This is a genomic window from Bradyrhizobium valentinum, assembly GCF_001440405.1.
In the GTDB taxonomy this organism is placed as follows: Bacteria; Pseudomonadota; Alphaproteobacteria; order Rhizobiales; family Xanthobacteraceae; genus Bradyrhizobium; species Bradyrhizobium valentinum.
In genome coordinates this window covers 2,404-29,297 of the sequence record NZ_LLXX01000076.1, presented here as the reverse complement: position 1 = coordinate 29,297, position 26,894 = coordinate 2,404, and the positions used below count along the sequence as shown (strand labels likewise).

General features: G+C 63.3%; 25 protein-coding genes. 15 read left to right on the top strand and 10 right to left on the bottom strand.

Annotation, left to right across the window (positions count from 1 at the left end; translation table 11 throughout):
* Positions 1–27: 27 nt before the first annotated feature.
* The gene (locus CP49_RS12310) at positions 28–213 is read right to left on the bottom strand and encodes a hypothetical protein (protein WP_057850517.1); all 186 of its coding nucleotides are present in this window, start codon (positions 211–213) and stop codon (positions 28–30) included.
* A gap of 411 nt (positions 214–624) precedes the next feature.
* Here CP49_RS12310 and CP49_RS12300 point away from each other — a divergent pair, with 411 nt between their 5' ends.
* Positions 625–849 carry a hypothetical protein gene (locus CP49_RS12300; RefSeq protein WP_156438332.1) on the top strand — a complete coding sequence of 75 codons (225 nt, stop codon included), beginning with the start codon at positions 625–627 and terminating at the stop codon, positions 847–849.
* A gap of 97 nt (positions 850–946) precedes the next feature.
* Here the strand turns inward: CP49_RS12300 and CP49_RS12295 are convergent, their stop codons facing one another.
* Together CP49_RS12295 and parE are read right to left on the bottom strand one after the other, a co-directional pair.
* Positions 947–1,741: an outer membrane protein gene (locus CP49_RS12295; protein WP_057850514.1), complete on the bottom strand. Its 795-nt coding sequence runs from the start codon at positions 1,739–1,741 to the stop codon at positions 947–949.
* Positions 1,742–1,973: 232 nt separating this feature from the next.
* Positions 1,974–4,028: a DNA topoisomerase IV subunit B gene (parE, locus tag CP49_RS12290; protein ID WP_057850513.1), complete on the bottom strand. Its 2,055-nt coding sequence runs from the start codon at positions 4,026–4,028 to the stop codon at positions 1,974–1,976.
* Positions 4,029–4,527: 499 nt separating this feature from the next.
* Between parE and CP49_RS12285 the strand changes: the two genes are divergently transcribed.
* The 6 genes from CP49_RS12285 (at position 4,528) to CP49_RS12260 (ending at position 10,522) form a co-directional block, all read left to right on the top strand.
* Positions 4,528–5,058: a DedA family protein gene (locus CP49_RS12285; protein ID WP_057850512.1), complete on the top strand. Its 531-nt coding sequence runs from the start codon at positions 4,528–4,530 to the stop codon at positions 5,056–5,058.
* Between the two features lie 209 nt (positions 5,059–5,267).
* Entirely contained in the window at positions 5,268–6,257 is a 990-nt protein-coding gene (locus tag CP49_RS12280) for an MBL fold metallo-hydrolase (protein ID WP_057850511.1), read from the top strand.
* Positions 6,258–6,579: 322 nt separating this feature from the next.
* The gene (locus tag CP49_RS12275; RefSeq protein WP_057850510.1) at positions 6,580–7,260 is read left to right on the top strand and encodes an FMN-binding negative transcriptional regulator; all 681 of its coding nucleotides are present in this window, start codon (positions 6,580–6,582) and stop codon (positions 7,258–7,260) included.
* Complete coding sequence (gene argC, locus CP49_RS12270; RefSeq protein WP_057850509.1) at positions 7,260–8,309, top strand: N-acetyl-gamma-glutamyl-phosphate reductase; 1,050 nt, start codon at positions 7,260–7,262, stop codon at positions 8,307–8,309. The genes CP49_RS12275 and argC overlap by 1 nt, the downstream gene beginning before the upstream one ends.
* Complete coding sequence (locus CP49_RS12265) at positions 8,306–8,917, top strand: class I SAM-dependent methyltransferase (protein WP_245310664.1); 612 nt, start codon at positions 8,306–8,308, stop codon at positions 8,915–8,917. The genes argC and CP49_RS12265 overlap by 4 nt, the downstream gene beginning before the upstream one ends.
* Before the next feature lie 189 nt (positions 8,918–9,106).
* Entirely contained in the window at positions 9,107–10,522 is a 1,416-nt protein-coding gene (locus CP49_RS12260; protein ID WP_057850553.1) for an outer membrane protein, read from the top strand.
* Between the two features lie 88 nt (positions 10,523–10,610).
* On the opposite strand, the gene CP49_RS12255 is transcribed toward CP49_RS12260, so the two are convergent.
* The 3 genes from CP49_RS12255 to CP49_RS12245 form a co-directional block, all read right to left on the bottom strand.
* Positions 10,611–11,483 (bottom strand): ornithine carbamoyltransferase, encoded by an 873-nt coding sequence (locus CP49_RS12255; protein WP_057850507.1) that lies wholly within the window; start codon positions 11,481–11,483, stop codon positions 10,611–10,613.
* 111 nt (positions 11,484–11,594) lie between these two features.
* Positions 11,595–11,993 carry an MAPEG family protein gene (locus tag CP49_RS12250; protein ID WP_057850552.1) on the bottom strand — a complete coding sequence of 133 codons (399 nt, stop codon included), beginning with the start codon at positions 11,991–11,993 and terminating at the stop codon, positions 11,595–11,597.
* Positions 11,994–12,216: 223 nt separating this feature from the next.
* Positions 12,217–14,022, bottom strand: a complete 1,806-nt coding sequence (locus tag CP49_RS12245; protein WP_057850506.1) for a PHA/PHB synthase family protein — start codon at positions 14,020–14,022, stop codon at positions 12,217–12,219.
* Between the two features lie 287 nt (positions 14,023–14,309).
* Here CP49_RS12245 and CP49_RS12240 point away from each other — a divergent pair, with 287 nt between their 5' ends.
* The 5 genes from CP49_RS12240 to CP49_RS12220 all read left to right on the top strand — a co-directional run bounded on the left by CP49_RS12240 (position 14,310) and on the right by CP49_RS12220 (position 19,358).
* Positions 14,310–14,603 (top strand): hypothetical protein, encoded by a 294-nt coding sequence (locus CP49_RS12240; RefSeq protein ID WP_057850505.1) that lies wholly within the window; start codon positions 14,310–14,312, stop codon positions 14,601–14,603.
* A 277-nt stretch (positions 14,604–14,880) separates the two neighbouring features.
* Positions 14,881–16,101 carry an LL-diaminopimelate aminotransferase gene (locus CP49_RS12235; RefSeq protein ID WP_057850504.1) on the top strand — a complete coding sequence of 407 codons (1,221 nt, stop codon included), beginning with the start codon at positions 14,881–14,883 and terminating at the stop codon, positions 16,099–16,101.
* A gap of 27 nt (positions 16,102–16,128) precedes the next feature.
* Positions 16,129–17,448, top strand: coding sequence for a homoserine dehydrogenase (locus tag CP49_RS12230; RefSeq protein WP_057850551.1), 1,320 nt, complete (start codon positions 16,129–16,131; stop codon positions 17,446–17,448).
* Positions 17,449–17,528: 80 nt separating this feature from the next.
* On the top strand, positions 17,529–18,530 hold the full coding sequence (gene glpX / locus CP49_RS12225) for a class II fructose-bisphosphatase (protein ID WP_057850503.1): 1,002 nt from the start codon (positions 17,529–17,531) through the stop codon (positions 18,528–18,530).
* A 108-nt stretch (positions 18,531–18,638) separates the two neighbouring features.
* Positions 18,639–19,358: a haloacid dehalogenase type II gene (locus tag CP49_RS12220; protein ID WP_057850502.1), complete on the top strand. Its 720-nt coding sequence runs from the start codon at positions 18,639–18,641 to the stop codon at positions 19,356–19,358.
* A gap of 140 nt (positions 19,359–19,498) precedes the next feature.
* Here CP49_RS12220 and CP49_RS12215 read toward each other — a convergent pair whose 3' ends face one another.
* Positions 19,499–20,590 carry a methyl-accepting chemotaxis protein gene (locus tag CP49_RS12215; RefSeq protein ID WP_057850550.1) on the bottom strand — a complete coding sequence of 364 codons (1,092 nt, stop codon included), beginning with the start codon at positions 20,588–20,590 and terminating at the stop codon, positions 19,499–19,501.
* A gap of 254 nt (positions 20,591–20,844) precedes the next feature.
* Between CP49_RS12215 and recJ the strand changes: the two genes are divergently transcribed.
* A complete protein-coding gene (gene recJ / locus CP49_RS12210; protein ID WP_057850549.1) occupies positions 20,845–22,686 on the top strand; it encodes a single-stranded-DNA-specific exonuclease RecJ in 1,842 nt (613 codons plus the stop codon).
* A gap of 29 nt (positions 22,687–22,715) precedes the next feature.
* Positions 22,716–23,525, top strand: a complete 810-nt coding sequence (locus tag CP49_RS12205; RefSeq protein ID WP_057850501.1) for a glucose 1-dehydrogenase — start codon at positions 22,716–22,718, stop codon at positions 23,523–23,525.
* Positions 23,526–23,576: 51 nt separating this feature from the next.
* On the opposite strand, the gene CP49_RS12200 is transcribed toward CP49_RS12205, so the two are convergent.
* On the bottom strand, positions 23,577–24,467 hold the full coding sequence (locus CP49_RS12200; RefSeq protein ID WP_057850500.1) for a LysR substrate-binding domain-containing protein: 891 nt from the start codon (positions 24,465–24,467) through the stop codon (positions 23,577–23,579).
* 109 nt (positions 24,468–24,576) lie between these two features.
* Between CP49_RS12200 and CP49_RS12195 the strand changes: the two genes are divergently transcribed.
* Complete coding sequence (locus CP49_RS12195) at positions 24,577–25,266, top strand: FMN-dependent NADH-azoreductase (RefSeq protein WP_057850499.1); 690 nt, start codon at positions 24,577–24,579, stop codon at positions 25,264–25,266.
* A gap of 33 nt (positions 25,267–25,299) precedes the next feature.
* On the opposite strand, the gene CP49_RS12190 is transcribed toward CP49_RS12195, so the two are convergent.
* On the bottom strand, positions 25,300–26,532 hold the full coding sequence (locus CP49_RS12190; RefSeq protein WP_057850498.1) for a lytic murein transglycosylase: 1,233 nt from the start codon (positions 26,530–26,532) through the stop codon (positions 25,300–25,302).
* A 66-nt stretch (positions 26,533–26,598) separates the two neighbouring features.
* On the bottom strand, positions 26,599–26,894 hold a 296-nt coding region (locus CP49_RS47205; protein ID WP_338060348.1), incomplete at its 5' end, for a MarR family winged helix-turn-helix transcriptional regulator.

The following is a 26,894-nucleotide window of genomic DNA, read 5'->3' as shown; positions in this document are numbered from 1 at the left end:
GGACAAGCCCGGCCATGACGACGACGGCTAGCGGTTGCCTTGCCAGATCAGGATCAGGCCGACGGCGACGAGCACCGCGCCGTATCCGGCCCATTGCAGTTGATTGATCATGAAGCTCGAGCGCGGCCAGGGAATCACGCCGGTGCCTTGCCCGATCCATAGCAGGCCGACGGCAAGCGCCAGAAAGCCGATGATCGAAAGCGATCTGGCCATGGATTCCTCCTGTTGCCATTCCGGTTCTGGACGCCGCGCGGTTTTGTCTTGAGCCGCCGCAGGAAACCATTGCCAGCGGCGGCCTAGCTTCCGATCGAATACAAAGCAGGCCTGCGACGCAAGGCCGGAACTCTACGACAAGCGCTATCCCGCACTGTTCTACCATCTCTATGAAATGTCGCGGACGCAGTTCGGCTTCTCGCCGCTAGATAGCTTGCGGATCGCATTGGCGGCGGCGCGGGCCGCCAAAGCGTTTCAGCCGACGCGTTCCCGCGCATCACCGACGCCCGCGCTGCCGCCGCTCGTGACCTACTACAGCCTGCTCGCATCCGCCGTGCCCGGCGGCTTCGATGTCTGGTTTGGGAGGCGGCGCGTCTCGAGCTCGACTGGCGGCAGGCGAGGCGCGAAGCCGTGGGCCCCGCGCGGTACGGCGTAATGGTCGCGCGCGTCGTCGCCATCACCTACGGCAAGCAGGCGGACGACCCGTCGCTCTTGATATCAGGCATCGGCCGCGCCGAGGCGATGGCCTATCGCGACGCGCGCGGACAGGCGATGACGGATCCGGACTGGTCCGAGATCGAGTGCCGGTTGCGCCGCGCGTACCGGTCGCTGAAGGCGGCGGTGGCAGGCGGCTAAGACGGTTCGAAAAGATCCCAAAGCCGAATAACAAAAAAGCCCCGGACGATGCCGGGGCCTTTGAGCTGCGATCTAGCAGAGGTCAGTACTTGCCAGATCAATACTTGGCCTGGATCGGAGCGCCACCCCAGTTGAAGCGATAGACCAGCGAGGTGCTGATGGTCTGCGTCCACGGCTTGAAGGTGACGGCGGTGCCGGCCGGAAGACCAGTCGCGACATCAGTCTGCGGAAGAGTGACCCGGTCATAAAATGCCGACCGGTATTCGGTCTTCATGAACCAGCCAGGTGCGGTGATACCAAAGATGTCGAGATTGTTCTCGACGCCGCCGCCAATGAACCAGCCATTACGCTGGAAGGAGTCCGTGGTGGCAACAGTCGGACCGCCTCCCGCAGCCAGCGTCGACATATTCGTGCCCGACCACTCCGAGCCCGAGTAACCGCCGTTCACGTAGGACAACACGTTCGGAGCAACCAGGTAACCGACTCTCACGCCAGCAGCGTAGCTAGTCTTGAGCTTCTCGCGGCCTTCGATGCCATTGAACGGATCGCTCAGGGAACCGCGGATGTCTCCGAACTGTCCGTCACCGAAGATACCAGCCACCCATCGACCACCGAACTGCCAGTCGTAGCCGACACCAACCGTGCCGAACCAGCCGCTGCCACCCAGACGCTGATCTCGGGTGAGGGCAACGGCTCCGGGGAAGGTCTGTACGTTGCTGTCGGCCGCCCACAGTCCACCACCGGCACCACCGAAGATGTAGAAGCCGGTCCAGTTGTAGACTGGCATCACGGGAGCCGGCGCCTTGGTGTAGGGGCGTGCCCCGAGATCAGCCGCAGCGGCCGATCCGGTGAAAGCCGCCAGCGCGGTCAGAGCGAGCAGTACCTTTTTCATTTCTAATCCCTCAGTCCAGAAGCGTCTAATCTGATCGCTCTAAGAAGCGCGAGCACCCGATTCCCAAAACCCATTGCGGTGACTATACGCAGTTCCGTCCAAAAAGCTGTTGCGGGGGGAGCACAGCCACCGGAAAACGAATGACCGGGAAATGCCTGGAAAGCGGGCAGATTCGGGCGCCAACCGGCCAAAAATGCCGGAAATCGCCCGAAGTTGCCTCTAACGGATAAAATCAGACGTCCAGCAGGTCGTCGCTGGCGAATTCGGCCTTGTCGGAGATGAAGGCGAACCGCGCCTCGGCCTTGGTTCCCATCAGCCGTTCGACAGAATCGGCGGTGCCTTCGCGGTCGTCGGCCAGAAGAACCACGCGTAGCAGTGTGCGCTTGGCCGGGTCCATGGTGGTTTCCTTGAGCTGGGCCGACATCATCTCGCCAAGCCCCTTGAACCGGCTGACATCCACCTTGGCATTGGCGTTGAACTCGCTCTTCAGCAGCGCTTCCTTGTGGGCGTCGTCGCGGGCGTAGATCGTTTTGCTGCCATGGGTCAGCTTGTACAGCGGCGGCACCGCTAGATAGAGGTGGCCCTCGTCGATCAACCGCGGCGTGAGCCGGTAGAAGAACGTAATCAACAACGAGGCGATATGCGCGCCGTCGACGTCGGCGTCGGTCATGATGATGATGCGGGAATAGCGCAGATCTTCTTCCCGATAGTGCGCAAGCGTCCCGCAGCCGATCGCCTGCATCAGGTCGGAGAGCTGGGCGTTGGCGGTGAGCTTGTCCTTGCCGGCGGATGCAACGTTGAGGATTTTTCCGCGTAGAGGCAGAACGGCCTGGGTCTTTCGGTCGCGGGCGTGCTTGGCAGTGCCGCCGGCCGAGTCGCCCTCGACGATGAACAACTCGGAGCCTTCCGCGGCCGTATTGGTGCAATCGGTGAGCTTGCCCGGCAGGCGCAGCTTCTTCACCGCGGTCTTGCGCGAGATTTCCTTCTCGGCGCGGCGGCGCAGCCGCTCGTCGGCGCGCTCGATGACGAAATCGAGAAGCTTGTTGGCCTGCAGCGGATTGCCCGACAGCCAGTGATCGAACGGGTCCTTGATCGCCTGTTCGACGATCTTCTGCGCTTCCGCCGTGGCGAGACGATCCTTGGTCTGGCCCTGGAATTCCGGCTCGCGCACGAATACCGAGAGCATCACGGCGGCGCCGACCATCACGTCTTCCGAGGTGACGGGCGCGGCGCGCTTGCCCTGGCCGATGCGCTCGGCATGGTCTTTCAGGCCGCGCAGCATCGCGCTGCGCATGCCGGATTCATGGGTGCCGCCGTCGGGCGTCGGCACGGTGTTGCAATAGGAGGAGAGGAAGCCGTCGGCATCGGCGGTCCACGCCACCGCCCATTCGCAGGCGCCATGAGCGCCGTTGCGTCCCGATTTGCCGGAGAAGATATCTGGGTGCACCAGCGTGTCGGCGTGGATGGCGGCGCCGAGATAATCCTTCAGGCCGCCCGGGAAGTGGAAACTGTCCTCGGCCGGCACATCCTCGACGCCCTTCAACAACGCGGGATCGCAGCGCCAGCGGATTTCGACGCCGCCGAACAGGTAGGCTTTCGAGCGCGTCATCTTGAACAGCCGCTGCGGCTTGAAGGCCGCCTTGGCGCCGAAGATGTCGGTGTCCGGCTTGAAGCGGATGCGGGTGCCGCGTCGGTTGTTGATCTTGCCGAGGTCCTCGAGCTTGCCCTTGGGGTGGCCGCGCTCAAAACTCATCCGGTAGAGTTTCTGGCTGCGCGCGACTTCGACCTCGAGCCGCGAGGAGAGGGCGTTGACCACGGAGACGCCGACGCCGTGCAGGCCGCCCGAGGTCTCATAGACCTTGGAGTCGAACTTGCCGCCGGAATGCAGCGTGCACATGATGACTTCGAGCGCGGACTTCTTCGGAAATTTCGGATGCGGATCGACCGGGATGCCGCGGCCGTTGTCGGTGACGGTCAGAAAGCCGTCGGCGCTCAATTCCACTTCGATGAACGAGGCATGCCCGGCCAGCGCTTCGTCCATCGCATTGTCGATGACTTCGGCGAACAGATGGTGCAGCGCTTTTTCGTCGGTGCCGCCGATATACATGCCGGGGCGGCGCCGTACTGGCTCCAGTCCTTCCAGCACCTCGATGTCGGCGGCGGTATAGCCGGCCTCGGCGCTGGTCGCCCGCGACGCGGCCTTGGGCGCAGCGCGGCCCTTCGATTCCGCCCCGAACAGGTCGTTGGCGGATTTAGGTTTTGTAGCTGATTTCAATGGCTTGGACATGGCTCTTTAGGTGTTGCGCGCAGCGCGCGGCAGCGAATCGGTTGCTGTGACTATGCCACGGATGGGCTCAAAAAGTGACGGCCCAGGCCGGGCAGGGTGCGTCGTGGGCGGCGCGGCAGCCAATAAAGCGACCGCGTCCGATTAACAATAACCAAGCCGCTCGTGGCGACCGGACTTGTCTTCAGCCTTAGGTTGCCTGAAGGTTGCGGCGGGCAGGGGGAACAAATCCAATGATCAGATTGCCGTTGGCCGCCGCACTCGCGGCGCCGTGTGTTGGCTGCGCGTCGGTGACGCGTCCGCCGAGGCGGACACCGCCGCCCCAGAGCTGATCGCATCGCTCAGATCTTTGGCTCAGGCCCCTTGCCGATCCGGTGTCGGTTCACGCGCCGGCCCCCGGCTTTGTGACTTGATGTCGTGGAAGGGGCTGGCTTACCTGTTCTTCCCGGCGGAACCGGTAAGAAAGATTCAAAGACAGAAATCGGGGCGGAAAGGGCTCGGAATGGATGATTATGTGCGCGCTCTGGCCGATTTCGTGCGCGACAATCAGGTCTGGGCCGCCCCGATCGTCCTGGTGCTGGCCTTCGGCGAATCGCTTGCCTTCGTCTCGCTGCTGGTGCCGGCCTGGGGCGCGCTGGTCGCGATCGGCGCGCTGATCGGCGTCAGCGGCATCAGCTTCTGGCCGGTGTGGCTGGCTGGCGGCATCGGCGCTGCGCTCGGCGACTGGGTCTCTTACTGGATCGGCTTCAAGTACAAGGAACACGTCGCAGAGATGTGGCCGCTGTCACGCTATCCGGGAATCCTGCTGCGCGGCGAGGACTTCGTGAAAAAATGGGGCGTGCCCTCGATCTTCATCGGCCGGTTCTTCGGGCCCCTGCGAGCCTCGGTGCCGCTCGCCGCCGGCATTTTCGAGATGTCCTACTGGCCGTTCCAGATCGCCAATTTCGTCTCGGCGCTGATCTGGTCGGCCGCCCTGCTGCTGGTCGGCGACGTGATGGGAAAGATCGCCGAATGGCTATGGCGGGCGGCGTAGGCGAGGTTGGAATAAGCTGACAACAGGGGTGTTAGCCCAACTACGTATACCGGAGCATCTTCGCGTTGCCGTCGCGAAGCCGTCGTCGCGCCATCGCAGAATCGCTGGTAGACAGCGACCGAACCAGGGGTACGCACAAAACGGACGGATCCCGCCATCGCATCCATCGTCTCACCGCAATCCATCGTCTCAACTGGGAGGACATCACCATGGAATTAACACGTCGTCACGCACTCGCCGGAGCTGCGGCGCTCGCCGCCACGCCGCTCTTGTCGCAAGTGCCGGCCACGGCCGCCGCGCCGGTGGCGGACAAGCAGGCGCCGAGCTTCTATCGCTACAAGGTGGGCGATGCCCAGGTGACGGCGATCTCCGACGGCGTCAACACCATGGCGCTACCCGACACCTTCGTGCTCAATGCCAAGAAGGATGAGGTCAACGCGGCGCTCGAGAAGGCCTTCATGCCGAAGGACAAGGTGTCCATCCAGTTCGCGCCGCTCGTGATCAACACCGGCGGCAAGCTCGTGGTGGTCGACACCGGCAACGGTGCCGCCGCCTTCGCGTCGAGCAAGGGCAATGTCGGGCAGTTCGCAACCAACATGGCGGCTGCCGGCATTGATCCCAAGAATGTTGACCTGGTTGTCATCTCACACTTCCACGGCGACCACATCAACGGCCTCCTGACCGCCGAGAACGCGCCGGCTTTCCCCAATGCCGAAGTGCTCGTGCCGGCGACGGAATGGAAATACTTCATGGACGACGGCGAAATGAGCCGCGCGCCCGAGGGGCGAATGCAGACCGTGTTCAAGAACGCCCGCCGCGTGCTCGAGGCCGGGCTGAAGAAGAAGGTGACGCCCTATGAGTGGGGCAAGGAAGTCGCGCCGGGACTGACGGCGGTAGAAACGATCGGTCACACTCCGGGCCACACGTCCTATGTTCTCGCGTCAGGTTCCGACAAGGTGTTCATCCAGTCCGATGTCACCAACCACCCGGCGTTGTTCGCCACCAATCCGGGCTGGCACCTGATGTTCGACCAGGATCCGGCTTTGGCGGAAAAGACCCGCCGGCGGGTCTACGACATGCTGGTCGCCGACAAGATGCGGGTCCAGGGCTTCCACTATCCGTTCCCGGCCAACGGCTTCGTCGAGAAGGACGGCAATGGTTACCGGCTGATCCCGGCGCCGTGGAATCCGGTGATTTGAATTTGCTCGTCATTCCGGGGGCGCGCGCAAAAGCGCGTGAGCCCGGAATCTCGTGCTGAAAACCTCTGGATTCCGGGTTCTTCGCTCCCGCCCCGGAATGACGGCGCTATCTCTTGACGCCAGGCGGGCGCGGCCTTATAGCCGCGCCCATGATTATCGCCGCGACCATGACCATCGCTCGCCGCCGCCGCACTATCGCGGTATGGGCGGACGTCTGCGTTTGAGATCGTCGCCCCTGCCGCCGGATCGGGTCCCGCGGCTTCTTCCTTTCCCAGAAATCGCGATCTGAACTGGCGGCTCCTACCTCAAGCAGGAGTTTGAGATGTATACGCCTCCACCGTTCAAGTCCGACCGCGCCGCGAGCCTCGCGTTTGCGGAAGTGCGCGGCTTCGGTTTGGCTTGCGCGTGGGACGGCAAGAAGCCGGTCGCCTCGCCGCTGCCGTTTTATCTGACCTCGTCCAATGACGGCACGCCGCGTGCGCTGTTTCATGTCGCCCGTCACAATCGGCTGGTAGGACTGGCGGACGGGACGACGCCGTGGCTGTTGGCCGTCAACGGTGCTGACACCTATGTGTCGCCGGACTGGTATGTCTCGCTCGACCAGGTGCCGACCTGGCTCTATCAGGCGGTGCATCTCACGGGTCCGGTGCGGAAACTGTCCGACGACGAACTCGCTGATCAGATCGATACGCTCAGCGCCAAGTTCGAGGAGCGGCTGTTGCCGAAAAAGCCCTGGCTGTCGTCGAAGATGTCGGCTGGGCGGCTGGAGGCGATGAAGAAGGCGATTGTGGGCTTTGAGATGACTGTCGAGGAGGTCGAAGCCAGTTTCAAGCTGAACCAGCACAAGTCCGACGCCGACTATACGGCGGTTGCCCAAGCGCTCGCCACGCAAAGCGACGCAGATGCGCGCGAAATCGCAGCCCTGATGCGCGCAGCGCGGCCGCTGGCATTCGCCGCGGAAACGGTACAAGACAACCAAATGACGCCTGAAAGGAACGCGTGATGAGCTCGAAGAAGAAGATCGGCATTCTCGGCGCTTCCGGTTACACCGGGGCCGACGCGGTGCGCCTGTTGGCGCGGCATCCGAATGCCGAGATCACCGCGCTCACCGCCAATACCCACGCCGGCAAGTCGATGGGCGACGTGTTTCCGCATTTCTTCATGCTGGATCTGCCGAAGCTCGTGGAATGGGAAAAGGTCGACTGGACCAGCCTCGACGCGGTGTTCTGCGGGCTGCCGCACGGCACCACGCAGGACATCATCGCCGCGGTCCTCAAGGCCAATCCGAAGATCAAGGTCCTCGACATGTCCGCCGACTTCCGGCTGCGCGACAAGGACACCTATGCGCAATGGTACGGCCATGAGCACCGGGCGCTCGAACTACAGGGCGAGGCCGTCTACGGCCTCACAGAGTTCTACCGGGAGAAGATCTCGGCCGCACGGCTCGTCGCCTGTCCCGGCTGCTATCCGACGGCGGCGCTGCTGGCGCTGGTGCCGCTGGCGAAAGCCAAGCTGATCGACGTCGACGATATAGTCATCGACGCGAAATCGGGTGTCACCGGCGCCGGACGCGGGCTAAAGCAGAACACGCTGTTCAGCGAGGCGGGCGAGGGACTGTCGCCCTATTCGGTCGGCACGCACCGGCACGCGCCGGAGATCGAGCAGGAGATCGGCGTCGCTGCGGGCTCCACGGTGACGGTGAATTTCACGCCGCATCTGATTCCGATGGCGCGGGGCGAACTCTGCACGTCCTACGTCAAGCTCAACGCCGCGACGCCGGACGATCTGCGGGCCGCGCTGGAGAAGGCCTACGCCAATGAGCCCTTCGTGCATGTGGCCAGGAAGGGCGTGCTGCCGCAGACCCAGAACGTGCGCGGCTCCAACTATGTGCAGATCGGCGTCGTCGCCGACCGCATCAAGAACCGGGCGATCGTCATCTCGACGCTCGACAATCTGGTGAAGGGCTCGGCCGGACAGGCGATCCAGAACATGAACCTGATGTTCGGGCTGCCCGAGACCGCGGGGCTGGAACAGATCGCGCTGTTCCCGTGACACGAGGTGCTGCGGTGGACGAGGTGACGCTGCAATTCTACCGCGGCAACGCGGAAGCCTATGCCAAGCGCACGTTCACCTCGCGCCAGGCGCGGCTGATGGCGTTTCTGGCGCGGCTTCCGCCGGGCGCTTCCATTCTCGAACTCGGCTGCGGCGCCGGCGGCGACACCGCGGAAATGCTGGCGCGGCGGTTCGACGTGCGCGCGACGGACGGGTCGCCGGAAATGGCTGATGTCGCGTCAAAGCATCTCGGCCGCACCGTCGAGACGCTGCTGTTTCATGAACTCGACGAGGTCGAGGCCTATGATGCCGTCTGGGCGAATGCCTGCCTGCTTCATGTGCCGAGGCCGGAGCTTGCGGACGTTCTGGCGCGGATACGGCGTGCGCTGAAGCCCTCAGGCTATTTCTTCGCGAGTTACAAGGAAGGCAATGACGACGGCCGCGATACGCTCGATCGCTATTACAACTATCCCTCGCAGGACTGGCTGCGTGCGACCTACGCCGTGGCGGGCAGATGGGATTCGTTGTCGATCGAAACCGGCGAAGTCATAGGGTTTGATGACAAGATGGCATCGATGCTGTTTGCAGTTGCCAGGAAAGGCGGCTGAGGAATGACTTCTAAGGCCGCGATATCGCCCGGATATTGCCGCAGTTCATCGCGTGAGAGAAATCCTCCGAAGGATGTGGCCGCTCGGCTACAGCTTTAAGATACGATTGCGGTAAGGACATGGTGAGCACCGGCAGCACGTTTGTCGGAATGTGCTGGGAATGCCGGACTGGGAATGCCGTAAATGAAAATGACGAAGTATCTGCTGGCCACCGCTCTCGTTGGCCTAGGATCCGCCCCGACGATCGCCGCAGACCTCGCCGCCCGTCCTTACACCAAAGCTCCCGCATTGGCCGCCGTCTACGACTGGACCGGCTTTTACATCGGCGTCAACGCCGGCGTCGGTGTCGGCCGCGATCGGACGCAACATCAGCCGCTTCCGGGGCAAAACTATTCGCTTTACCTGCAGCCTCAAGGCGGGCTCGGCGGCGGGCAGATCGGATACAACTGGCAGACGAATTCCGTTCTCGGGCCGATCGTTTTTGGTGTTGAAGCTGACATCCAGGGAGCCGGCCTCAGCGACGACCGCACCAATCTGAATTTTGCCGGCGGCTTGCTTACGAACTACAGCCAGGAGCTCGACTGGTTTGGAACGGTTCGCGGGCGTGTCGGCCTGGCCAAGGGACCGGTGCTGAGCTACGTCACGGCCGGCTTTGCCTATGGCAACGTCAACACCACGATAACTCAATCGGGGCCGGGTCCGGTTCCGGTGACGTTTTCAACCGATCGCACCCAGGGTGGATGGGTGGTGGGCAGTGGTGTGGAGGCTGCGCTCGGCGGCAATTGGACCGGAAAGATCGAACATCTCTACCTGAATCTCGGCAACCGGACCGACTTCGCTGGACCCTTGTTCTTCCCGAGCAACGTGAATACCGAGATCCGCCAAAACATCTTCCGCGCCGGCTTGAACTATCGGATCGGCGGCAACTCGAATTACCAGCCGGTGGCTGCGGCCAATTGGAGCGGTTTCTATCTCGGAGGCAATTTTGGGTCCGGATACGGCCGTGACCGAAGCGCGCTAAGCGTGCTGGGCCCGTTCGTGGACACCTTCAACCTGGGCCTCGATGGTTTCATTGGCGGCGTGCAGGCGGGCTACAACTGGCAGGCCGCTAACTGGGTGTTCGGCTTGGAGGCGGATATCCAGGGGGCGACCCTGCAAGACGACAAGACGTGCGTATTGGGCTGCGGATTAGCAGGAGTGAGCGCGGCTTACGACGCCACGTTGCCGTGGTTCGGTACGGTGCGCGGACGGCTCGGCTATTCGGTCGGGTCGACCTTGTTCTATGCGACCGGCGGTCTCGCTTACGGCAGCATCAAGACCAAGATCAACACCAACTCCTTCGTCGGCCCGGTGACGCAATCGTTCTCGCACACCAATACCGGCTGGACCGCGGGTGCGGGTATCGAAACGCCCTTCAGCCTGCTGGGATTGCTGGGCCCGAACTGGACGACGAAGACCGAATATCTCTACGTCGACCTCGGCTCGACGTCGGACTCTTTCATCTTCGGCGCGGTTCCGGCGACGACAACCCGTTCGGTTACCGAGCACGTGTTCCGCACCGGCATCAACTACCACTTCAATTCGCCGGTTGTTGCGAAGTACTAAGCGCTGTTTCAGAAGCGTAAATGAAAAACCCCGGGGCCGAGCCCCGGGTTTTTTGCTTTGGATTAGGTGAGGGCGAGAGGGACCGTGGCTATGTGGCGATCCATTCGAGCAGAGCGTTTTGCGCGTGTAGAAGATAAGCCTTTGCAGCGGCACTCTGGCAAGCCGGATGACGCATTGCATTAGCGGTGACTTCCTTTTCCCTGGAAACAGGCGGGCAGGGAAGGAAGATGGCGTCGGGACGGCATTTGTCTAGAATAGGCATCGAAATCCGGTATTCCCGCATCTGTTCTTCATTGGCGTCACTTGGCCATGAGTCGGTAACGATCACGTCCGCATCCCACAGCTCTGCGAGGTCGGTACTCGCAGCGAAGTTTGGGCCCAATAGGGAGACGTCTTTGACGTGCCAGTTTTCCGGATAGACCTGTCTCACCTGGATAGGCATCGAGAGGGAAGCTTCTACCCACGATCGGATGATGTTGGCGTCCGGAGCAACGCCGACGACTTTCATTCCCTCAAGAGTCCCTTTCTTGCTTTGGACATAGGCGAGATCGCCAAGTATTTCGCAGGGGTGATTGGACCTCGTTCTCGCATTTACCACCGGGGCTTTGGCAATTGATGCGAGCTCTTTCAAGGCCGACAGCTCTTTGGTGCGGATAACCAAAATATCGAACCAGTTGTCGAGGTACCTTGCCAGATCCGCCGTAGCTTCATGAACATTGAACTTGATTGGCGATTGGACGCAGATGCCACCCATGGCCTGTACGCCCAGATCAAAAGCACTCGTATTCCTCCATCCACTATCGTCGGCAATGAGGGCAACACGTTTGCCGGACAAGCTCTGAGGCATGGTGCGATCGTCCCAGGCTGTCGCCAACGACTGAGCGCGATCGATGAGGGAAAAGATGATTTCTTTTGGCAATCCGTGGAATTCAAGAAAGTCCTTGTTGGGTTCCATGCGCATTCTCGCCTCGAGGGGGCGCCATATTCAGACCCGGAATCCCGAGATTCCGGATGCGCCCTTCAGCGCGCCGGATAACGATGCAGGGAGATGGATTCCCGAGGGCTGGTCGCCTCACACCACCCTGAAGATAGCGAGCGCCAGCACGGCTTGCGCCAGGAAGCCGACGGTGAAGGCCAGCGTGCGGAAGATCGGCAGGCCCAGCGTGTAGACGATCAGGTGCGCGACACGCGACCAGAAATAGACGGCGCAGGCCAGCACGGTCCACCTGTCGGAATAGTCGATCGCGTGCAGTATCAAGACCAGCGGCGCGAAGATCACGAGGTTCTCGACCGCGTTGTCATGGGCGAACATCAGCCGATTGGCCCAATCGGCGTGCGGCTTGTCGTTGCGCGAGGGATTTGCCATGGCACCGGAGAGGCCGCGCACCTGACAGCGATTGATGATGTAGGGGATCCACATCAGCCCGGTCAAAATCACGGTCAGAGTCAGCCAGAACAATTCACGCGTGATTGGTTGCGTCATCGGTCTCCCCTCAATCGATTCCCGGCGCGGGATATCAGGTTATCTCTACTGCGTCACAGTCGTTTAGACCCTCATCCTGAGGAGCCCGCGGAGCGGGCGTCTCGAAGGATGTAGGCCACAGACGGGCCTCATGGTTCGAGACGCGCTTCGCGCTCCTCACCATGAGGGGCTCGTGACGCAGCAGGACTATAGCGAACCGCCCGCGGCCGCGCTATGCACGGACCTTGACGTAGCTGCCGGGCGCGTCCTCGATCGGCGGCATCTCCTCGGAGCCGACGGCGCGCGCGGGCACGCGCTCGGCGTCGAGGCCCTCCAGCCATTGCAGCCAGTCCGGCCACCACGAACCCTTGTGTTCGGTCGCGTTCTTCAGCCAGTCGGCGAGCGAGACGTCCTTGACGTTGTCGTTGGTCCAATACTGGTACTTGCCCGCCTCCGGCGGGTTCACCACGCCTGCGATGTGGCCTGACCCGGACAGCACATATTTAACCGGGCCGCCGAAGAACTGCGAACCGTAGAGCACCGAATCCGCGGGCGCGATGTGGTCCTCGCGCGTCGCCAGATTGTAGACGGGCACCTTGACCTTCGACAGGTCGAGCAGCGTGTTGTCGAGCACCATGCTGCCGGAGGACAGCCGGTTCTCCAGATAGCAGTTGCGCAAGTAATAGGAATGGTTGGCCGCCGGCATTCGCGTGGCGTCGGAATTCCAGTGCAGCAGGTCGAACGAGGAGGGCGCCTGTCCCTTCAGATAGTTGCTGACGACATAGGACCAGATCAGGTCGTTGGAGCGCAGCATGTTGAAGGCCATCGCCATCTTGCTGCCTTCGAGAACGCCCCTTGCTTCCATCTCGCGCTCCAGCGTCGAGATCTGATCCTCGTCGACGAACACGAGCAGATCGCCGGCGTGGGTGAAATCGACCTGCGCCGCAAAGAACGTCGCAGACGTCACGCGCTGGCGCCGCTTCTCGGCGAGCCAGGCCAGCGTCGAGGCGAGCAGCGTGCCGCCGACGCAGTAGCCGGCGGTATGGACCTTCATCTCGCCCGTCACTTTTTCAATGACGTCCATCGCGGTGAGCGGGCCTTGCTTCATGTAGTCGTCGAAGGTCTTCTTGCCGAGCTCCTTGTCGGGATTGACCCAGGAGATCACGAACACCGTGATGCCCTGGTCGACGCACCATTTGATGTAGGATTTTTCCGGCTTGAGATCGAGAATGTAGAACTTGTTGATCCACGGCGGCACGATCAGCAGCGGCGTGCGCAGCACCGTCTCCGTGGCCGGCGTGTACTGGATGAGCTGCATCAGCTCGTTCTGGAAGATCACCTTGCCCGGCGTTGTCGCCATGTTGACGCCGACGACGAGATTCGACGGATCGGACTGGCGAATGCGCAGCGTGCCGCGTCCGGCTTCGATGTCCTCGGCGAGCATCTTCATGCCGCGCACGAGGTTGTCGCCGTTCGAGGCCAGCGTCTCGCGCAGCACTTCCGGATTGGTGAGAACGAAATTCGACGGCGCGATCGCGTTGGTGATCTGCTGAACGTAGAATTCGGCCTTCTTGCGGGTATGCGGATCGACGCCCTCGGCGTTCTTCACCAGTTCTTGCGCCCATTGCGCCGTGAGCAGATAGAGCTGCAGGACGAAATCGAAGAACTGGTTCGATCTCCACTCCGGATCCTTGAAGCGCTTGTCGCGCGGTGACGGCTCGATCGCAGGCTTTGCCGCTTCGCCGGCCATGCGGCGCGCGGCCGAGCCCCAGAGATCGAGATAGGCCTTGCCCAATTTGGTCTGCAACTCCGCGGCGCGATTCTGGTCCGAAAGCCAATATTCGGCAACCGCAGAGAACGTCTTGATGACCTCACCGATTTCGCTGGGCGGCTTGTCCTTCGGTTCTCCGCCCGCGCGCGGCTGGAGATAGGCCGCGAGCGCCAGGCCGCTCGTCTCCATCGCTTTCGCGATGTTCATGGCGAAGGCTTCGGCATTGAATGTGTTGGAAGCCTGGGTTTCGGTGTTGACGTCACTCATATCAAGGACACTATAGCTTCATTTCGCGTTCGTCACCGCGGGGATCGATGGCAACTGGGTTGGGGTTAACCCTGTTGCACTGCGATAAAGTTTGCGTGTTCAGACACATTGCAGCCGCACCAGTGGCATTTGATCTTTGGGCTTTAATCGTTTCGGGCGACAATGGTTTGAACGGTTACAGCGAAATCAACGCTGCGGGACGGTTTGGCGTTGCAAAGCTCGTACCAGCACATCGATACCATCGCGATGCGCTGATGGTGCGCAGGTAGTTGGGGATTTCCGGACGGATGCCGGTAAGTCGAACGATAAGGCTGTGGTCGATTGCCGCGCTGTTCGCGTCAGCGTTCGCGCTCGGCGGCTGTTCGACCCAGATCGCGGATATGCCGGGTCTTGGCGTGCCGGCCGGCGCGCCCGAGCGTCCGAAGGAAGCCGGTGGCTATCTGCCGGTTCATGACCTGCCGCCGGACCGCAACGAGGAGGCGATGAAGCCGGCAGAGCTGGCTAAAATCCAGTCAGAATTGACGGCCGCCCGGGATCGTCAGGCGGCCGCTTCTACCCCGCCAAAGCCGGCCAAGAAGTGAAGTGATCGTCTTTTTGACGCATTTTCCTGGCCCGAACCGGTCGCTGTCCCAGATCAGGTCCAGGGCGGGCTTTCGCTTGAAAACGCCATAGCGCCGCCGGGCTCCCGTGGTAAAAGAACCCATTCAACCGCATTGCGGGTCCAGAGCTGAAGGATCTCGCGCCTGAATTCGCTCTAAATCCTTGATTGAGCGCGATTTCTGACCGAAACCCGGTTCCGGTTTCGATAGCCGCGAAGGTTCCCCGATTCTGCCCTGCCGGTTGTCGGAGCAAGGTCCCATGGAAGATTTTTATCGCATTCGCCGTCTGCCGCCTTACGTGTTCGAGAAGGTCAACCAGGCCAAGGCGGCCGCGCGCAATGCCGGGGCCGACATCATCGACATGGGCATGGGCAATCCGGACCTGCCGACGCCACCCCATGTGCTCGAGAAACTCAAGGAGACGCTGGGCAAACCGCGGACCGATCGCTACTCGGCCTCGCGCGGCATCAACGGCCTGCGCAAGGCGCAAGCCGCGTATTATGGGCGGCGGTTCGGCGTGAAGCTCAACCCGGACACCCAGGTCGTTGCGACGCTGGGTTCGAAGGAAGGCTTTGCCAATGTGGCGCAGGCGATTACCGCGCCCGGCGACGTCGTGCTGTGCCCCAATCCGAGCTACCCGATTCATGCTTTCGGCTTTCTGATGGCGGGCGGCGTGATCCGCTCGGTGCCCTCGGAACCGACGCCGCAGTTTTTCGAGGCGGTGGAACGCGCGATCATCCATTCGATCCCGAAGCCGATCGCGCTCATCGTCTGCTATCCCTCCAATCCGACCGCCTATGTCGCCGAGCTCGATTTCTACAGGGATCTGGTGGCGTTCGCGAAGAAGCACGAGATCTTCATCCTGTCGGATCTGGCCTATGCCGAAGTCTATTTCGACGACAATAACCCGCCGCCATCGGTGCTGCAGGTTCCCGGCGCGATCGACGTCACCGTCGAATTCACCTCGATGTCGAAGACGTTCTCGATGGCCGGCTGGCGCATGGGCTTTGCGGTTGGCAACGAGCGGATCATTGCTGCGCTGGCGCGGGTGAAATCCTATCTCGATTACGGCGCGTTCACGCCGATCCAGGTGGCCGCTACCGCCGCGCTGAACGGGCCGGACGATTGCATCAAGGAAATGCGCGACACCTACCGCCGGCGGCGCGATGCGCTGGTCGAATCTTTTGGCCGGGCGGGCTGGGAGATTCCGCCGCCGCAGGCCTCGATGTTCGCCTGGGCGCCGCTGCCCAAGGCGTTTGAGGGCGTAGGCAGCATGCAATTCGCGACCCTGATGGTGGAAAAATCCGGCGTGGTGGTTTCGCCCGGCGTCGCCTTTGGCGAGCATGGCGAGGGCTTTGTCCGCATCGCGATGGTCGAAAACGAGCAGCGTATCCGCCAGGCCGCGCGCGGGGTGCGCCGCTTCCTTGAAAGCGGCATTGAAACGTTGCACAACGTGGTTCCTCTCGCCAACCGGCGCTAATCACTTTTATTGCAGGTTCTCTCATTCATGGTCGCACCCCTGAGAGTGGGTATCGCGGGGCTCGGCACCGTTGGCGCCGAAGTCGTCCGCCTTATCGAAGAGCAGTCGCGGATGCTGTCCGAGCGCAGCGGGCGCGGCGTGCGCGTGGTTGCCGTCACCGCGCGCTCGAAAGCGAAAAAGCGCTCGCTCGACCTGCGCGGCATCGACTGGGCCAAAAGCCCGCTGGCGCTGGCCTCTGACCCCAACGTCGATTGCTTCGTCGAACTGATGGGCGGCTCCGGCGAGCCGGCGCTGTCGGCGATCGAGGCCGCGCTGAAGTCCGGCAAGTCGGTGGTAACTGCCAACAAGGCGCTGATTGCCAAGCACGGATTGCGGCTGGCGAAGGCCGCCGAAAAGCACGGCGGCGCCCTGAACTTCGAGGCGGCGGTCGGCGCCGCCATTCCCGTCATCAAGACCCTGCGCGAGGGGCTTTCCGGCACCGGCGTCAACCGCGTCTACGGCATCCTCAACGGCACCTGCAATTACATCCTGACCCGGATGGAGCATGAGGGCCTGTCGTTTGCCGAATGCCTCAAGGATGCGCAGCGGCTCGGCTATGCCGAAGCCAATCCGTCCTTCGATGTCGATGGCCATGATACCGCGCAGAAGCTTGCGATCCTGGCCAGCCTCGCCTTCGGCACCAAGGTGGCGCAGAGCGCGGTCTATGTCGAAGGCATCTCCTCAATCGCGCCGGAAGACCTTCGCGCCGCGGAAGAGCTCGGTTATCGGGTCAAACTGCTCGGGGTTGCTGTGCGCACCGCCAAGGGCATCGAGCAGCGCGTGCACCCGACCATGGTGCCGAAATCGTCCTCGATCGCGCAGGTGATGGGGGTCACCAATGCAGTGACCATCGATGGCGAAGGCATTCCCGCGATCACGCTGGTGGGGCCCGGCGCCGGCGGTGCTGCGACGGCGTCCGCCGTCGTGGCCGATATCGCCGACGTGGCGCGCGGCATTCGCGCAAAACCGTTCGGCCGCCCGGTGGAGCGGCTGCGCGACACCATCAAAGCGCCGATGGAGCGTCACGAGGGCGGCTACTACATCCGCCTGATGGCGCGTGACCTCGCTGGCACCGCCGCCACCATCGCCACCCGCCTTGCCGAACAGAAGATTTCGCTGGAATCGATCGTGCAGCGCCATCCCGAGGGCGTCGATGCGAACGGCGCCGCGAAAAAGCCGTCACCGGTTCCGGTGATTCTGATTACCTACGCCACCTCCGAGGATGCGGTGTATCGTGCGCTCGAAGCCGTTCAGCGCGACAAGGTGATCAGCGGCCGGCCACAGGTGATACGGATCGAGAAGAACTGACGTAGGATCCGAACGGATCGCGCGCCAAAAGGTTTGATTTGCGGGCCGAGTTGCCCGTGCAGGTTTAAAGGAGTGAGCCGATGACGACCCATATTTCCGTTCCGCCGCAATTGCTGCTCGAGCGCATCCTGACGCTTGAAATCGTGCGGGTGACGGAACGTGCCGCGGTTTCGGCCGCGCGTCTGCGCGGCCACGGCCAGGAGAAGGCGGCGGACCAGGCTGCGGTCGACGCGATGCGCCGCGAACTCAACAAGCTGCCGATCGAAGGCACCATCGTGATCGGCGAGGGCGAGCGCGACGAGGCGCCGATGCTGTTCATCGGTGAGAAAGTTGGGCTGAACGCCGGTCCGCAGGTCGATATCGCGGTCGATCCGCTGGAAGGCACCACGCTCTGCGCCAAGAACATGCCGGGCGCGATCGCGACCATGGCGATGGCCGACGGCGGCACGCTGTTGCACGCGCCCGACGTCTACATGGAGAAGCTCGCGGTCGGCCCGGGCTACGCCAAGGGCGTGGTCGAGCTCGACGCGTCGCCTGCCGACAATGTCCGCCGGCTCGCGAAAGCCAAGGGCGTCGAGCCTGGCGCAATCACGGTGCTGGTGCTCGATCGCCCGCGCCACGCCGATATCATCGCCAGCATCCGCTCGACCGGTGCGGCGGTGCGGCTGATCACCGACGGCGACGTGGCCGGCGTGATCCATTGCGCCGATCCCGATAACACCGGCGTCGACATGTATATCGGCACCGGCGGCGCGCCCGAGGGCGTGCTTGCGGCGGCGGCGCTGCGCTGCATCGGCGGCCAGATGCAATGCCGGCTGATCCTCGACAGCGAGGAGAAGCGTGAGCGCGCACACAAAATGGGCGTGACCGATCCGAAGATGATCTACGGCATCGAGGACATGGTGCGGGGCGACTGCCTGTTCGCGGCCACCGGCGTCACGACCGGCTCTCTGCTGACGGGCGTCAAATTCCGCAAGGATGGCGTGATCGAGACCGAAACGGTGGTGATGCGCTCGGTGACCGGCACGGTGCGTTATATCAAGGCCGAGCACCGGCAGTTGGATAAGTTTCATCTGGATTGAGTTGGACGTCGTTCCGAGGCGATGCGAAGCATCGAACCCGGAACCTCGAGATTCCGGGTCTGGTGCTAGCGCACCATCCCGGAATGACGAACCCAGGGGAGGCGGCCAATGTCCGACGTATCAGCCGTGAAGGCTCTGGTGTTCGACGTGTTCGGCACGGTGGTCGACTGGCGCACCAGCCTCATCAAAGATTTCACCAAATGGTCTGAGACCTCAGGCATCGAGGCCGATTGGACGGCACTCGTCGACGGCTGGCGTGGCGTCTACATGGCCTCGATGGACGAGGTGCGCAAACATCCCGAACGCGGCTACCAGATCCTGGATACGCTGCACCGGCGGTCGCTGGAAAAACTGGTGGCGCAGTTTTCGATACAAGGCTTGAGCGATGCCGATCTGCATTACTTGACGCTGGGCTGGCACCGGCTGCATCCGTGGCCCGACAGCGTGCCGGGCCTAGTGCGGCTGAAGAAGAAATACATTATCTCGCCGCTCTCCAACGGCAACGTCGCGCTGCTCACCAACATGGCAAAGTTCGCCGGCCTGCCGTGGGACCTCATCATGTCGGCGGAATTGTTCGAGCACTACAAGCCCGATCCCGAAACCTATCTCGGCGCGGCGAAGCTGCTCTGCCTGCCGCCGGAGCAGGTCATGATGGTCGCCGCCCACAACAACGATCTGAAAGCAGCACAGCAGAACGGCCTGAAGACCGCCTTCGTCGCGCGTCCCACCGAATACGGCCCGCACCAGAAATATGATTTCGAGGCCAAAGGTGATTGGGACATCGTCGCCAAGGATTTTGGAGAGATCGCCGATCGGTTGGGGTGCTAGCGAATAGGTCGACGGAGCACGCTTTATCTCCGTCATCCTTCGAGGCTCGCCTCGCTCGCGCCTTCGGAATAAGTGCAAGTGCGCTTATTCCTGAGATGACGAGTCTTAGGCCGACGTTCTCGGCTGACTATTCCCGTGGCTTATCCCGCGCCAGCCTGGATCACGCCGAACCAGCCAAGGCCCCGATACGTCTCGTAGCCGGGCGTGGCGTGAAACGCGACAAGTCCGCCGGAGCGGTCCTGATGGAAGCCGGAGCGCCGCCCCTCAAGTGGAAGCGAGACGCGTTCGGTGAGCAGCCCTTGGCCGTCGGAGGCTGCGATCACCCGGAAATTCGAATCGACCAGCAGCACGCGGGCCTTGTCGGCCGCGCCGACGCGCACGCCCTGAACGATGGCGCGGGCTTGCGGCTCCCAGTCGAAATGAACCGCGAGCACGCCGGTCGGTTTGCCATTCGCCTTGCCGCCGGCGCGAACGCTGGCGCAATAGGTCACGACCTGGGCGTTGCCGAGCAGAGGCTGACATTCGACGTCGCCGACGGCATATTCGTCGCCGGTTCGCAGGCCCCGCGCCGCGCGAAACCACTTGGTCGAGGCCACGTTCTGACCGACGACATGGAAGCGATCGACGCGGCCGTTGGCGACCACATTGCCCTCGAGATCGCAAAGCCAGAGATCGAGATAGACGGTATAGGCGCCCAGAATTACGGCCATCCGTTCCGACGCATGCGCGACCGCGGCAGCCTCCGGCGCCGCCGCGCAATCGGCGACGGCCGAATCAGTTGCCCACCAGCGCACGTCGCAGGTGCGCTCATAGAGGTTGCGGTCGATCAGCTCGATGGCGTTCAGCGACAGGTCGACCATGCGCTCACCGCGCGAGCGGTCGGCCATCTGCGCGATCGAGTTCATCAGATTGCCGGTCCGGTTGGTGAGCTGGCTTTCGAGCTCGCGGGCGATGGTCTCGACCTGCTGGCCGACGTTGCGGACCTCCTGCGCCACCACGGCGAAGCCTGCGCCTTGCGCGCCGGCGCGCGAGCTTTCGATCAGCGCGTTCAGCGCCAGCATCTTCATCTGATTGGTGATCTTCTGGATCGATTTGGTCTTCTCGCAGGCGACCTGGTTGACCTCGGCGGTCAGCCTCGCGATCAGGGCGGAAACGTCGGCTTCATCCTCGGCGCCTGATTTGGCGGGCAGCTTCGAGATCGTTGCGGTCTGGGAACGAAGCGCGACGGACATTGGCGGGAATTCCTCAGTCTTTGTGCGGATGTCGATCTTCTGCGGATCGGCGGGACTCAAGCGAGAGCGTATTTGACTCCTTTGTCGGGGATCATGGCTAACGATTGGTTTAAGTTCTCCCGCGGTGCGGGTAGTTTTACCGGAACAAGTTGCATCTTCTTTGTGCAAGTTGTTTTTGTTGGCAGAGCCCGGGCGGGCGTCGCCCCGTTTGCGTTTGCCGAAGGGGCGCTTTGCCCGTATTTCTCGAGGGCATCATGACGCCTCCCGCATCCGCTCTGCCCGTTGAACTGCCGCCGGCGTTTCTCGGCGTCTTGCGTTCGGCGACCGGCAAGTTGTGGCGTGACCGGATCGACGCAAGGGGGGCGGCACGGGCACTGGCGATCACGCAGCGCTACCAGTTGCCGGAGATGCTGGCGCGCGTGCTCGCCGGCCGCGACGTCGGGATCGACGAGGTCGAGGATTTCCTCGATCCGACCATCCGCAAACTGATGCCCGATCCCCATACCGTGACGCAAATGGAGACGGCGGCCAAGCGGATCGCTGAAGCCGCCCAGCGCGGCGAGAAGGTCGCGATCTTCGGCGATTATGACGTCGACGGTGCGACGTCGGCGGCGCTCTTGGCCTGGCATCTGCGCCATTGCGGGCTCGATCCGCTGATCCATATCCCCGACCGCATCTTCGAGGGCTACGGGCCCAATACCGAGGCGGTGCGCGCGCTCGCGGGGAAGGGCGCGACGCTGCTGGTGACGGTCGACTGCGGCACCACCAGCCTCGAACCGTTGGCGGAGGCGCGAAAGCTCGGAATGTCGGTGGTCGTCATCGACCATCACCAAACGGCTGAGGAATTGCCCGAAGTCGATGCGCTGGTGAACCCGAATCGGCCCGACGACCTTTCCGGCCTTGGTCATCTCGCCGCCGTCGGCCTCGTGCTGATCACATTGGTGGCGGTGAACCGGGAATTGCGCGGCCGCGGCTTCTGGAATGCCGAACGGCCGGAGCCGGATCTTCTGGGCATGCTGCACCATGTGGCGCTCGGTACCGTGGCCGATGTCGCGCCCTTGATCGGGCTGAACCGCGCTTTCGTCGCCAAGGGCCTGATCGCGATGCGCCGCCGCGACCATGTCGGCCATACCGCGCTGATGGATGTCGCGCGGCTGAACGGCCCGCCCGAAGCCTGGCATCTCGGCTTCATGCTGGGGCCGCGCATCAATGCGGGCGGCCGGATCGGGCGCGCCGATCTCGGCGTGCGGCTGCTCTTGGAAGGCGACGTCTCGGAGGCCGCACGGATCGCGGCCGAACTCGACCGGCTCAACAGTGAGCGCCGCGTCATAGAGCAGGTGGCGGAGGCGCAAGCGGAAGCCGAAGCGCTGGCGTCGCTCGGGCTCGAAGACAAGGGCGCTGTGATCGTGACGGCTTCGGAAGGCTGGCACCCCGGCGTTGTCGGGCTGGTGGCGTCGCGGCTGAAGGAGAAGTTTGCACGGCCGGCTTTCGCCATTGCGCTGGAGCCGGGCGGGATCGGCACTGGCTCAGGCCGCTCGATCTCCGGTGTCGATCTCGGCAAGGCGGTGCGGCAGGCGGTGAAAGATCGCCTGCTGATGAAGGGCGGCGGCCATGCCATGGCGGCCGGCGTGACGCTGCGGAAAGAGAAGCTCGCGGAGTTTCGCGCCTTCATGGAAAGCGCGCTGGCCGAGGACGTCGCCAGTTCCCGGCACGAGAACGAGCTGTTCATTGATGGCGCCGTCAGCGCGCGCAGCGTGACCGTGGAGTTCGCCAATACGCTGAATCGCGCCGGGCCGTTCGGGGCGGCCAATCCCGAGCCCGTCATTGCGCTGCCGGCGCATCAGCTCGTCTATGCCGACGAAGTGGGACAGGCGCATCTGCGCGTGCGCTTCAAGTCGGGCGATGGCGCCATCGTCAACGGCATCGCGTTCCGCTCGGTCGGACAAAAGCTCGGCCATGCGCTGACGCAAAACCGCGGCCAGCCGCTGCATGTCGCCGCTACGCTCGCGGTCGATCGCTTTCAGGGCTCGGAACGCGTCCAGATGCGGGTGCTCGATGTCGCGGTGCCGGATCCGGGACCGGCCGTGATCAGATAATTCAACGAGAATAACAACAGGGAGAAGAAATGGCAGGACAGGTTCAGGGCAAGGTCGCGCTGGTGACGGGCGGCGCGTCCGGCATTGGCGAAGCGGTTTCTGAATTGCTGGCGCGCGAAGGCGCCTCGGTCGCCGTGACCGACGTCGACGATCTCAGGGGCCCCGAGGTCGTCGCGCGGATCAAGAAAGCGGGGCATGAGGCGAACTTCTGGCACCACGACGTCACCAGCGAGGAGCGCTGGATCGAGGTCGTGGCCGATGTCATGAAGCGCTATGGCCGGCTCGACGTGCTGGTCTCGAATGCCGGCATCGGCATCTCGGTGCCGTCGATTACCGAGATGTCGCTGGTGGACTGGCGGCGGCAGACCGCGATCAATCTCGATGGCGTGTTCCTGTCGGTGAAGCACTGCTTGCCTGCGATGCGCAGGACCGGCGGCGGCTCCGTCATCATGATGTCGTCGCTGGCGGGCCTGCGCGGCGCGGCCGGTCTTTCCGGCTATTGCGCAACCAAGGGCGGGGTGCGGCTGTTCGCCAAGGCGATCGCGATGGAGTGCGCGACGTTTGGCGACGGCATCCGCGTCAACTCGGTGCATCCCGGGATCATCGATACGCCGATCTGGGGCAAGATCCCGACCGAAGCCGGAGGGAGCGGGCAGAACGCGCCGATCGATCCGGAGGAGCGTGCGAAAATGGCAACCCCGCTCGGGCGTGCTGGCGAGGCCGCCGAAATCGCGCAGGGCGTGTTGTATCTGGCCTCCGATGCATCGCGCTACGTGACGGGGACGGAGCTCGTCATCGACGGCGGCATGAATGCCGGCGGCGTCGCGCGGCGGGCGTGAGCGCGTAACAGTCGCGAGACGTTTCTTCGCTGCAGCACGCGCGCCAGAGCGCTATTGGGGCGCTGCGGTAAATTGCGCCCGCAGCCAGGCCTGCACTGCCTCGATCGGCTCGGTCAGCGGCCTGTTGCGGTCGCGCACCAGGTGCAAGGCGAAGCCCTCAAGTTCCGGCCCGAACGGGACCACCAGCGTGCCCTGCGCCAGTTCGTCGGAGACGAGCAGCAGGCTATGCAGCGCGATCCCGGCACCGGCGACGGTCGCCTGGATCGCATGGGTCTCATCGCTGAAGCGCAGGCCCGCCCGCGCATCGATGCCGTCAATGCCGGCAATTTTCAGCCAGCGACGCCAGGTCGGATTGCGGGAATCGCGACGATACCAGTCGAAATGCAGCAGGGTTGCTGACCGCAGGTCGCTCGTTTTCTTGATACCGAGGCGCGGACTTGCGACCGGCGCAAAGCGATCGACAGTGAGCGGCTCGGCGACTAGATCGGGATAGGGTCCGGGGCCGTAGCGCAGGGCAAGATCCGCGGCGCCCGAACCGAGGCCGACGACTTCCAGCGACGCGAGCAACGTGAGATCGATGTCCGGCCGTGCCTTGCGAAAGGCAGCGATGCGCGGCACCAGCCACTTGGCCGTGAAAGCAGGCGTCGCGGAGAGCGTGACCGCGGTGCGCCGCTGCGTGCGGCTCAAGCCATCGATGACGCGCGCAAAGGAATCGAAGCCGTCGCGCAGAACCGGCAGTAAGATTAGCCCTTCGGCCGTGAGCGCCACCTGGCGCGTGCGCCGTTCGAACAGGCTTACGCCGATCGCTTCCTCCAACTGCCGCACCTGATGACTGATCGCCGTTGGCGTGACGTGCAGTTCGTCGGCCGCCCGCTTGAAGCTCAGATGTCGCGCCGCGGCCTCGAACGCGCGCAGCCCAGTTAGCGGCGGCAGTCGTCTCATCACAAAAGCCTACGAATGAATTTACCTCAGCCATATGCTGAGCTATTTGCGTTTGTCAACACGGGATACGCGCACCATTGTACTGACAATGGATGAAGGAAACTAAGCCATGAAGCTGTTACAAATTGATGCCAGCGCGCGTTGCCAAGCCTCGGACCGGAGCCCGCGGGGATCGCATACACGCCGGCTTACCGCGCGGTTTACCCGGCGCTGGCTGCAACACCGGCCGAGCGATTTTCTGGTCCGTCGCGATGTCGGCCGATCACCGCCGCCGCCTGTGACCGAGAAATGGATCAACGCCGCCTTCACGAAGCCCGATCAACGCGAGCCCTGGATGAACGGGACGCTGGCGGAAAGCGACGCGCTGATCGATGAACTGATCGCAGCCGATTTGGTCGTGGCTGGCGTGCCGATGTACAATTTCGGCATGCCCGCGCAGTTCAAGGCCTATATCGACAATGTCGTGCGGGTCGGGCGCACGTTCGGTTTCGACCGTTCACGGCCGGACGATCCCTATACGCCGTTGCTGGCAGGCATGGACAAGCGCCTCATCCTGGTCGGTTCGCGAGGCGATTACGGGTACGATCCAGGTGGACGCATCGCTCATATCAATCATGTGGAAGGCGCTATCCGCGACGTGTTCGCGTTTCTCGGCGTCACCGCGTTCCACAGCGTTGCAATCGAATATGACGAGTTCGGCGGCGATCGGCTGCAGGCGTCGATTGCGGCGGCCGAACGCGCTGTCGATGATCTGGTTGACAGGCTGGTGCAGGAAGCGGAGCCGCGGCGGGCCGCGTGAGCGGGTGCCGAATCCAGGGGCGCTTCGGTCGCGCTAGCCGCCTTGCCTCAACCGCGCCAGCACCTTCAGCCCGCCGTAGCCATCGGCGGGCAACAGCCCCATCTTGGTCTGATAATCCTTCACGGCCTTCATGGTGTCGTTGCCGACGCGGCCATCGGTGCCGCCGGTGTCGAAACCGGCCTTTGTCAATCGCGTCTGCAGCTCCTGTACTTCGGGAAGCGTCAGCGCGCGTTCGGAGCCGGGGAAGGGCTGGATGAACGGCGGCGCACCGAGAATGCGATCGCCTAGATGGCAGATCGCGAGCGCGTAGTTCATCGACGGGTTGTAGCTTTTGACCGAATAGAAATTCGGACCCAGCAGGAACGAAGGTCCACCGGCGACCGGCACCCACATCTGCGCCGACGCATTCGGCTGCGCGAACGGCTTGCCGTCGGCGCGCGTCACGCCGGCGCTGGCCCATGCCAAATAGGTCCGGCTTCCGCTCGAAGCGCCTCCTGAGCTGCGAACTTCATAGCCCCAATGCTCGCCGCGGTGATACTTGCCGCGGTTGAGCAGATAGCGCGCGCTGGAGCCGAGCGCGTCGTCGGGCTTGCCGAACGGCGAGACGCGGCCGTCCTTGTCATAGTCCATGCCGACATTGAGCCAGACTTCCGGCATCCATTGTGTGTGACCCATCGCGCCGGCCCAGGAGCCGCGCATTTCCTCGGGCGTGCCCCAGCCGCGGTCGACGATCTTCAAGGCGTTGAGCAGCTCGGTTTCCCAATAGGCGCGGCGGCGCGGCTCGTTCCAGGCGAGTGCGGCGAGCGCGGGAAAGATCGGGCGCATGTGGTTCTGCTGCACCAGCGGATCGCCATAGGCTGACTCGACGCCCCACAAGGCCAGCAGCGTGCCACGCTCGACGCCGAAATCCTGCTCGATCCGTGCGAACAGTGTCTCGTGTTTCTTGAGCGCCTCGCGGCCGTTGATGATGCGCCAGTCCGAGACGCGGCGATTGATGTATTGCCAGATCTGCTCATGGAACTCCGGCTGCTTTTGCATCTGCCGGAATACGCTCATGTCGGGCTCGATGCGGCCCATCACCCGGGTCCATGTCGCGTCCGAAATGCCTTTTGCGCGGGCGCGGGCGTGAAAATTATCGCGCCACTGCTCGAAGCCGGGCGGCGCCGCAAACGCAGGAAGCCCCGTCGCGAGCAGGGCGCCGGCGCCGATGCCGCCTTGCAGCAGGGCGCGGCGGGTCGGGGCATCAGGGGAATCAGGCTGTTTCATGCCGGCAGTCTAGCGGCGCAGCGGGCCTGCGCCAAAAGCCATGACGCCGCGGGAACCGGCGGTTCCTCACAAATCAGCGGCGATTTGGGCCAGCCAACGGCGGATCGTGATCTGGGCGCTGGCAGAGAGCCCGGCCACCAGCCGCCGCTCGATCGCCTGCGCGTGGCGCCGGCACTTGTCGAGCAGGGCAGCGCCGCGCCGCGTCACCGTCCACTGCAGCGCCCGGCCATGGACCGGGTGCGGGGTCTTCTTGATGGCGCCGTCGCGCTCGAGATTGCGGATGATGACGCCTACGGTCTGCGGCGTCAGCATCGCCACCCGGGCAAGATCAGCACCGGACAGGCCGGGATAGGCGCGCAGCA

Bases quoted from the DNA above. Each gene is read 5' to 3' on its own strand.
- CP49_RS12310 (WP_057850517.1), bottom strand. From the start codon at position 213: ATGGCCAGATCGCTTTCGATCATCGGCTTTCTGGCGCTTGCCGTCGGC.
- CP49_RS12295 (WP_057850514.1), bottom strand. From the start codon at position 1,741: ATGAAAAAGGTACTGCTCGCTCTGACCGCGCTGGCGGCTTTCACCGGA.
- parE (WP_057850513.1), bottom strand. From the start codon at position 4,028: ATGTCCAAGCCATTGAAATCAGCTACAAAACCTAAATCCGCCAACGAC.
- CP49_RS12285 (WP_057850512.1), top strand. From the start codon at position 4,528: ATGGATGATTATGTGCGCGCTCTGGCCGATTTCGTGCGCGACAATCAG.
- CP49_RS12280 (WP_057850511.1), top strand. From the start codon at position 5,268: ATGGAATTAACACGTCGTCACGCACTCGCCGGAGCTGCGGCGCTCGCC.
- CP49_RS12275 (WP_057850510.1), top strand. From the start codon at position 6,580: ATGTATACGCCTCCACCGTTCAAGTCCGACCGCGCCGCGAGCCTCGCG.
- argC (WP_057850509.1), top strand. From the start codon at position 7,260: ATGAGCTCGAAGAAGAAGATCGGCATTCTCGGCGCTTCCGGTTACACC.
- CP49_RS12260 (WP_057850553.1), top strand. From the start codon at position 9,107: ATGACGAAGTATCTGCTGGCCACCGCTCTCGTTGGCCTAGGATCCGCC.
- CP49_RS12255 (WP_057850507.1), bottom strand. From the start codon at position 11,483: ATGCGCATGGAACCCAACAAGGACTTTCTTGAATTCCACGGATTGCCA.
- CP49_RS12245 (WP_057850506.1), bottom strand. From the start codon at position 14,022: ATGAGTGACGTCAACACCGAAACCCAGGCTTCCAACACATTCAATGCC.
- CP49_RS12240 (WP_057850505.1), top strand. From the start codon at position 14,310: ATGCCGGTAAGTCGAACGATAAGGCTGTGGTCGATTGCCGCGCTGTTC.
- CP49_RS12235 (WP_057850504.1), top strand. From the start codon at position 14,881: ATGGAAGATTTTTATCGCATTCGCCGTCTGCCGCCTTACGTGTTCGAG.
- CP49_RS12230 (WP_057850551.1), top strand. From the start codon at position 16,129: ATGGTCGCACCCCTGAGAGTGGGTATCGCGGGGCTCGGCACCGTTGGC.
- glpX (WP_057850503.1), top strand. From the start codon at position 17,529: ATGACGACCCATATTTCCGTTCCGCCGCAATTGCTGCTCGAGCGCATC.
- CP49_RS12220 (WP_057850502.1), top strand. From the start codon at position 18,639: ATGTCCGACGTATCAGCCGTGAAGGCTCTGGTGTTCGACGTGTTCGGC.
- CP49_RS12215 (WP_057850550.1), bottom strand. From the start codon at position 20,590: ATGTCCGTCGCGCTTCGTTCCCAGACCGCAACGATCTCGAAGCTGCCC.
- recJ (WP_057850549.1), top strand. From the start codon at position 20,845: ATGACGCCTCCCGCATCCGCTCTGCCCGTTGAACTGCCGCCGGCGTTT.
- CP49_RS12205 (WP_057850501.1), top strand. From the start codon at position 22,716: ATGGCAGGACAGGTTCAGGGCAAGGTCGCGCTGGTGACGGGCGGCGCG.
- CP49_RS12200 (WP_057850500.1), bottom strand. From the start codon at position 24,467: ATGAGACGACTGCCGCCGCTAACTGGGCTGCGCGCGTTCGAGGCCGCG.
- CP49_RS12195 (WP_057850499.1), top strand. From the start codon at position 24,577: ATGAAGCTGTTACAAATTGATGCCAGCGCGCGTTGCCAAGCCTCGGAC.
- CP49_RS12190 (WP_057850498.1), bottom strand. From the start codon at position 26,532: ATGAAACAGCCTGATTCCCCTGATGCCCCGACCCGCCGCGCCCTGCTG.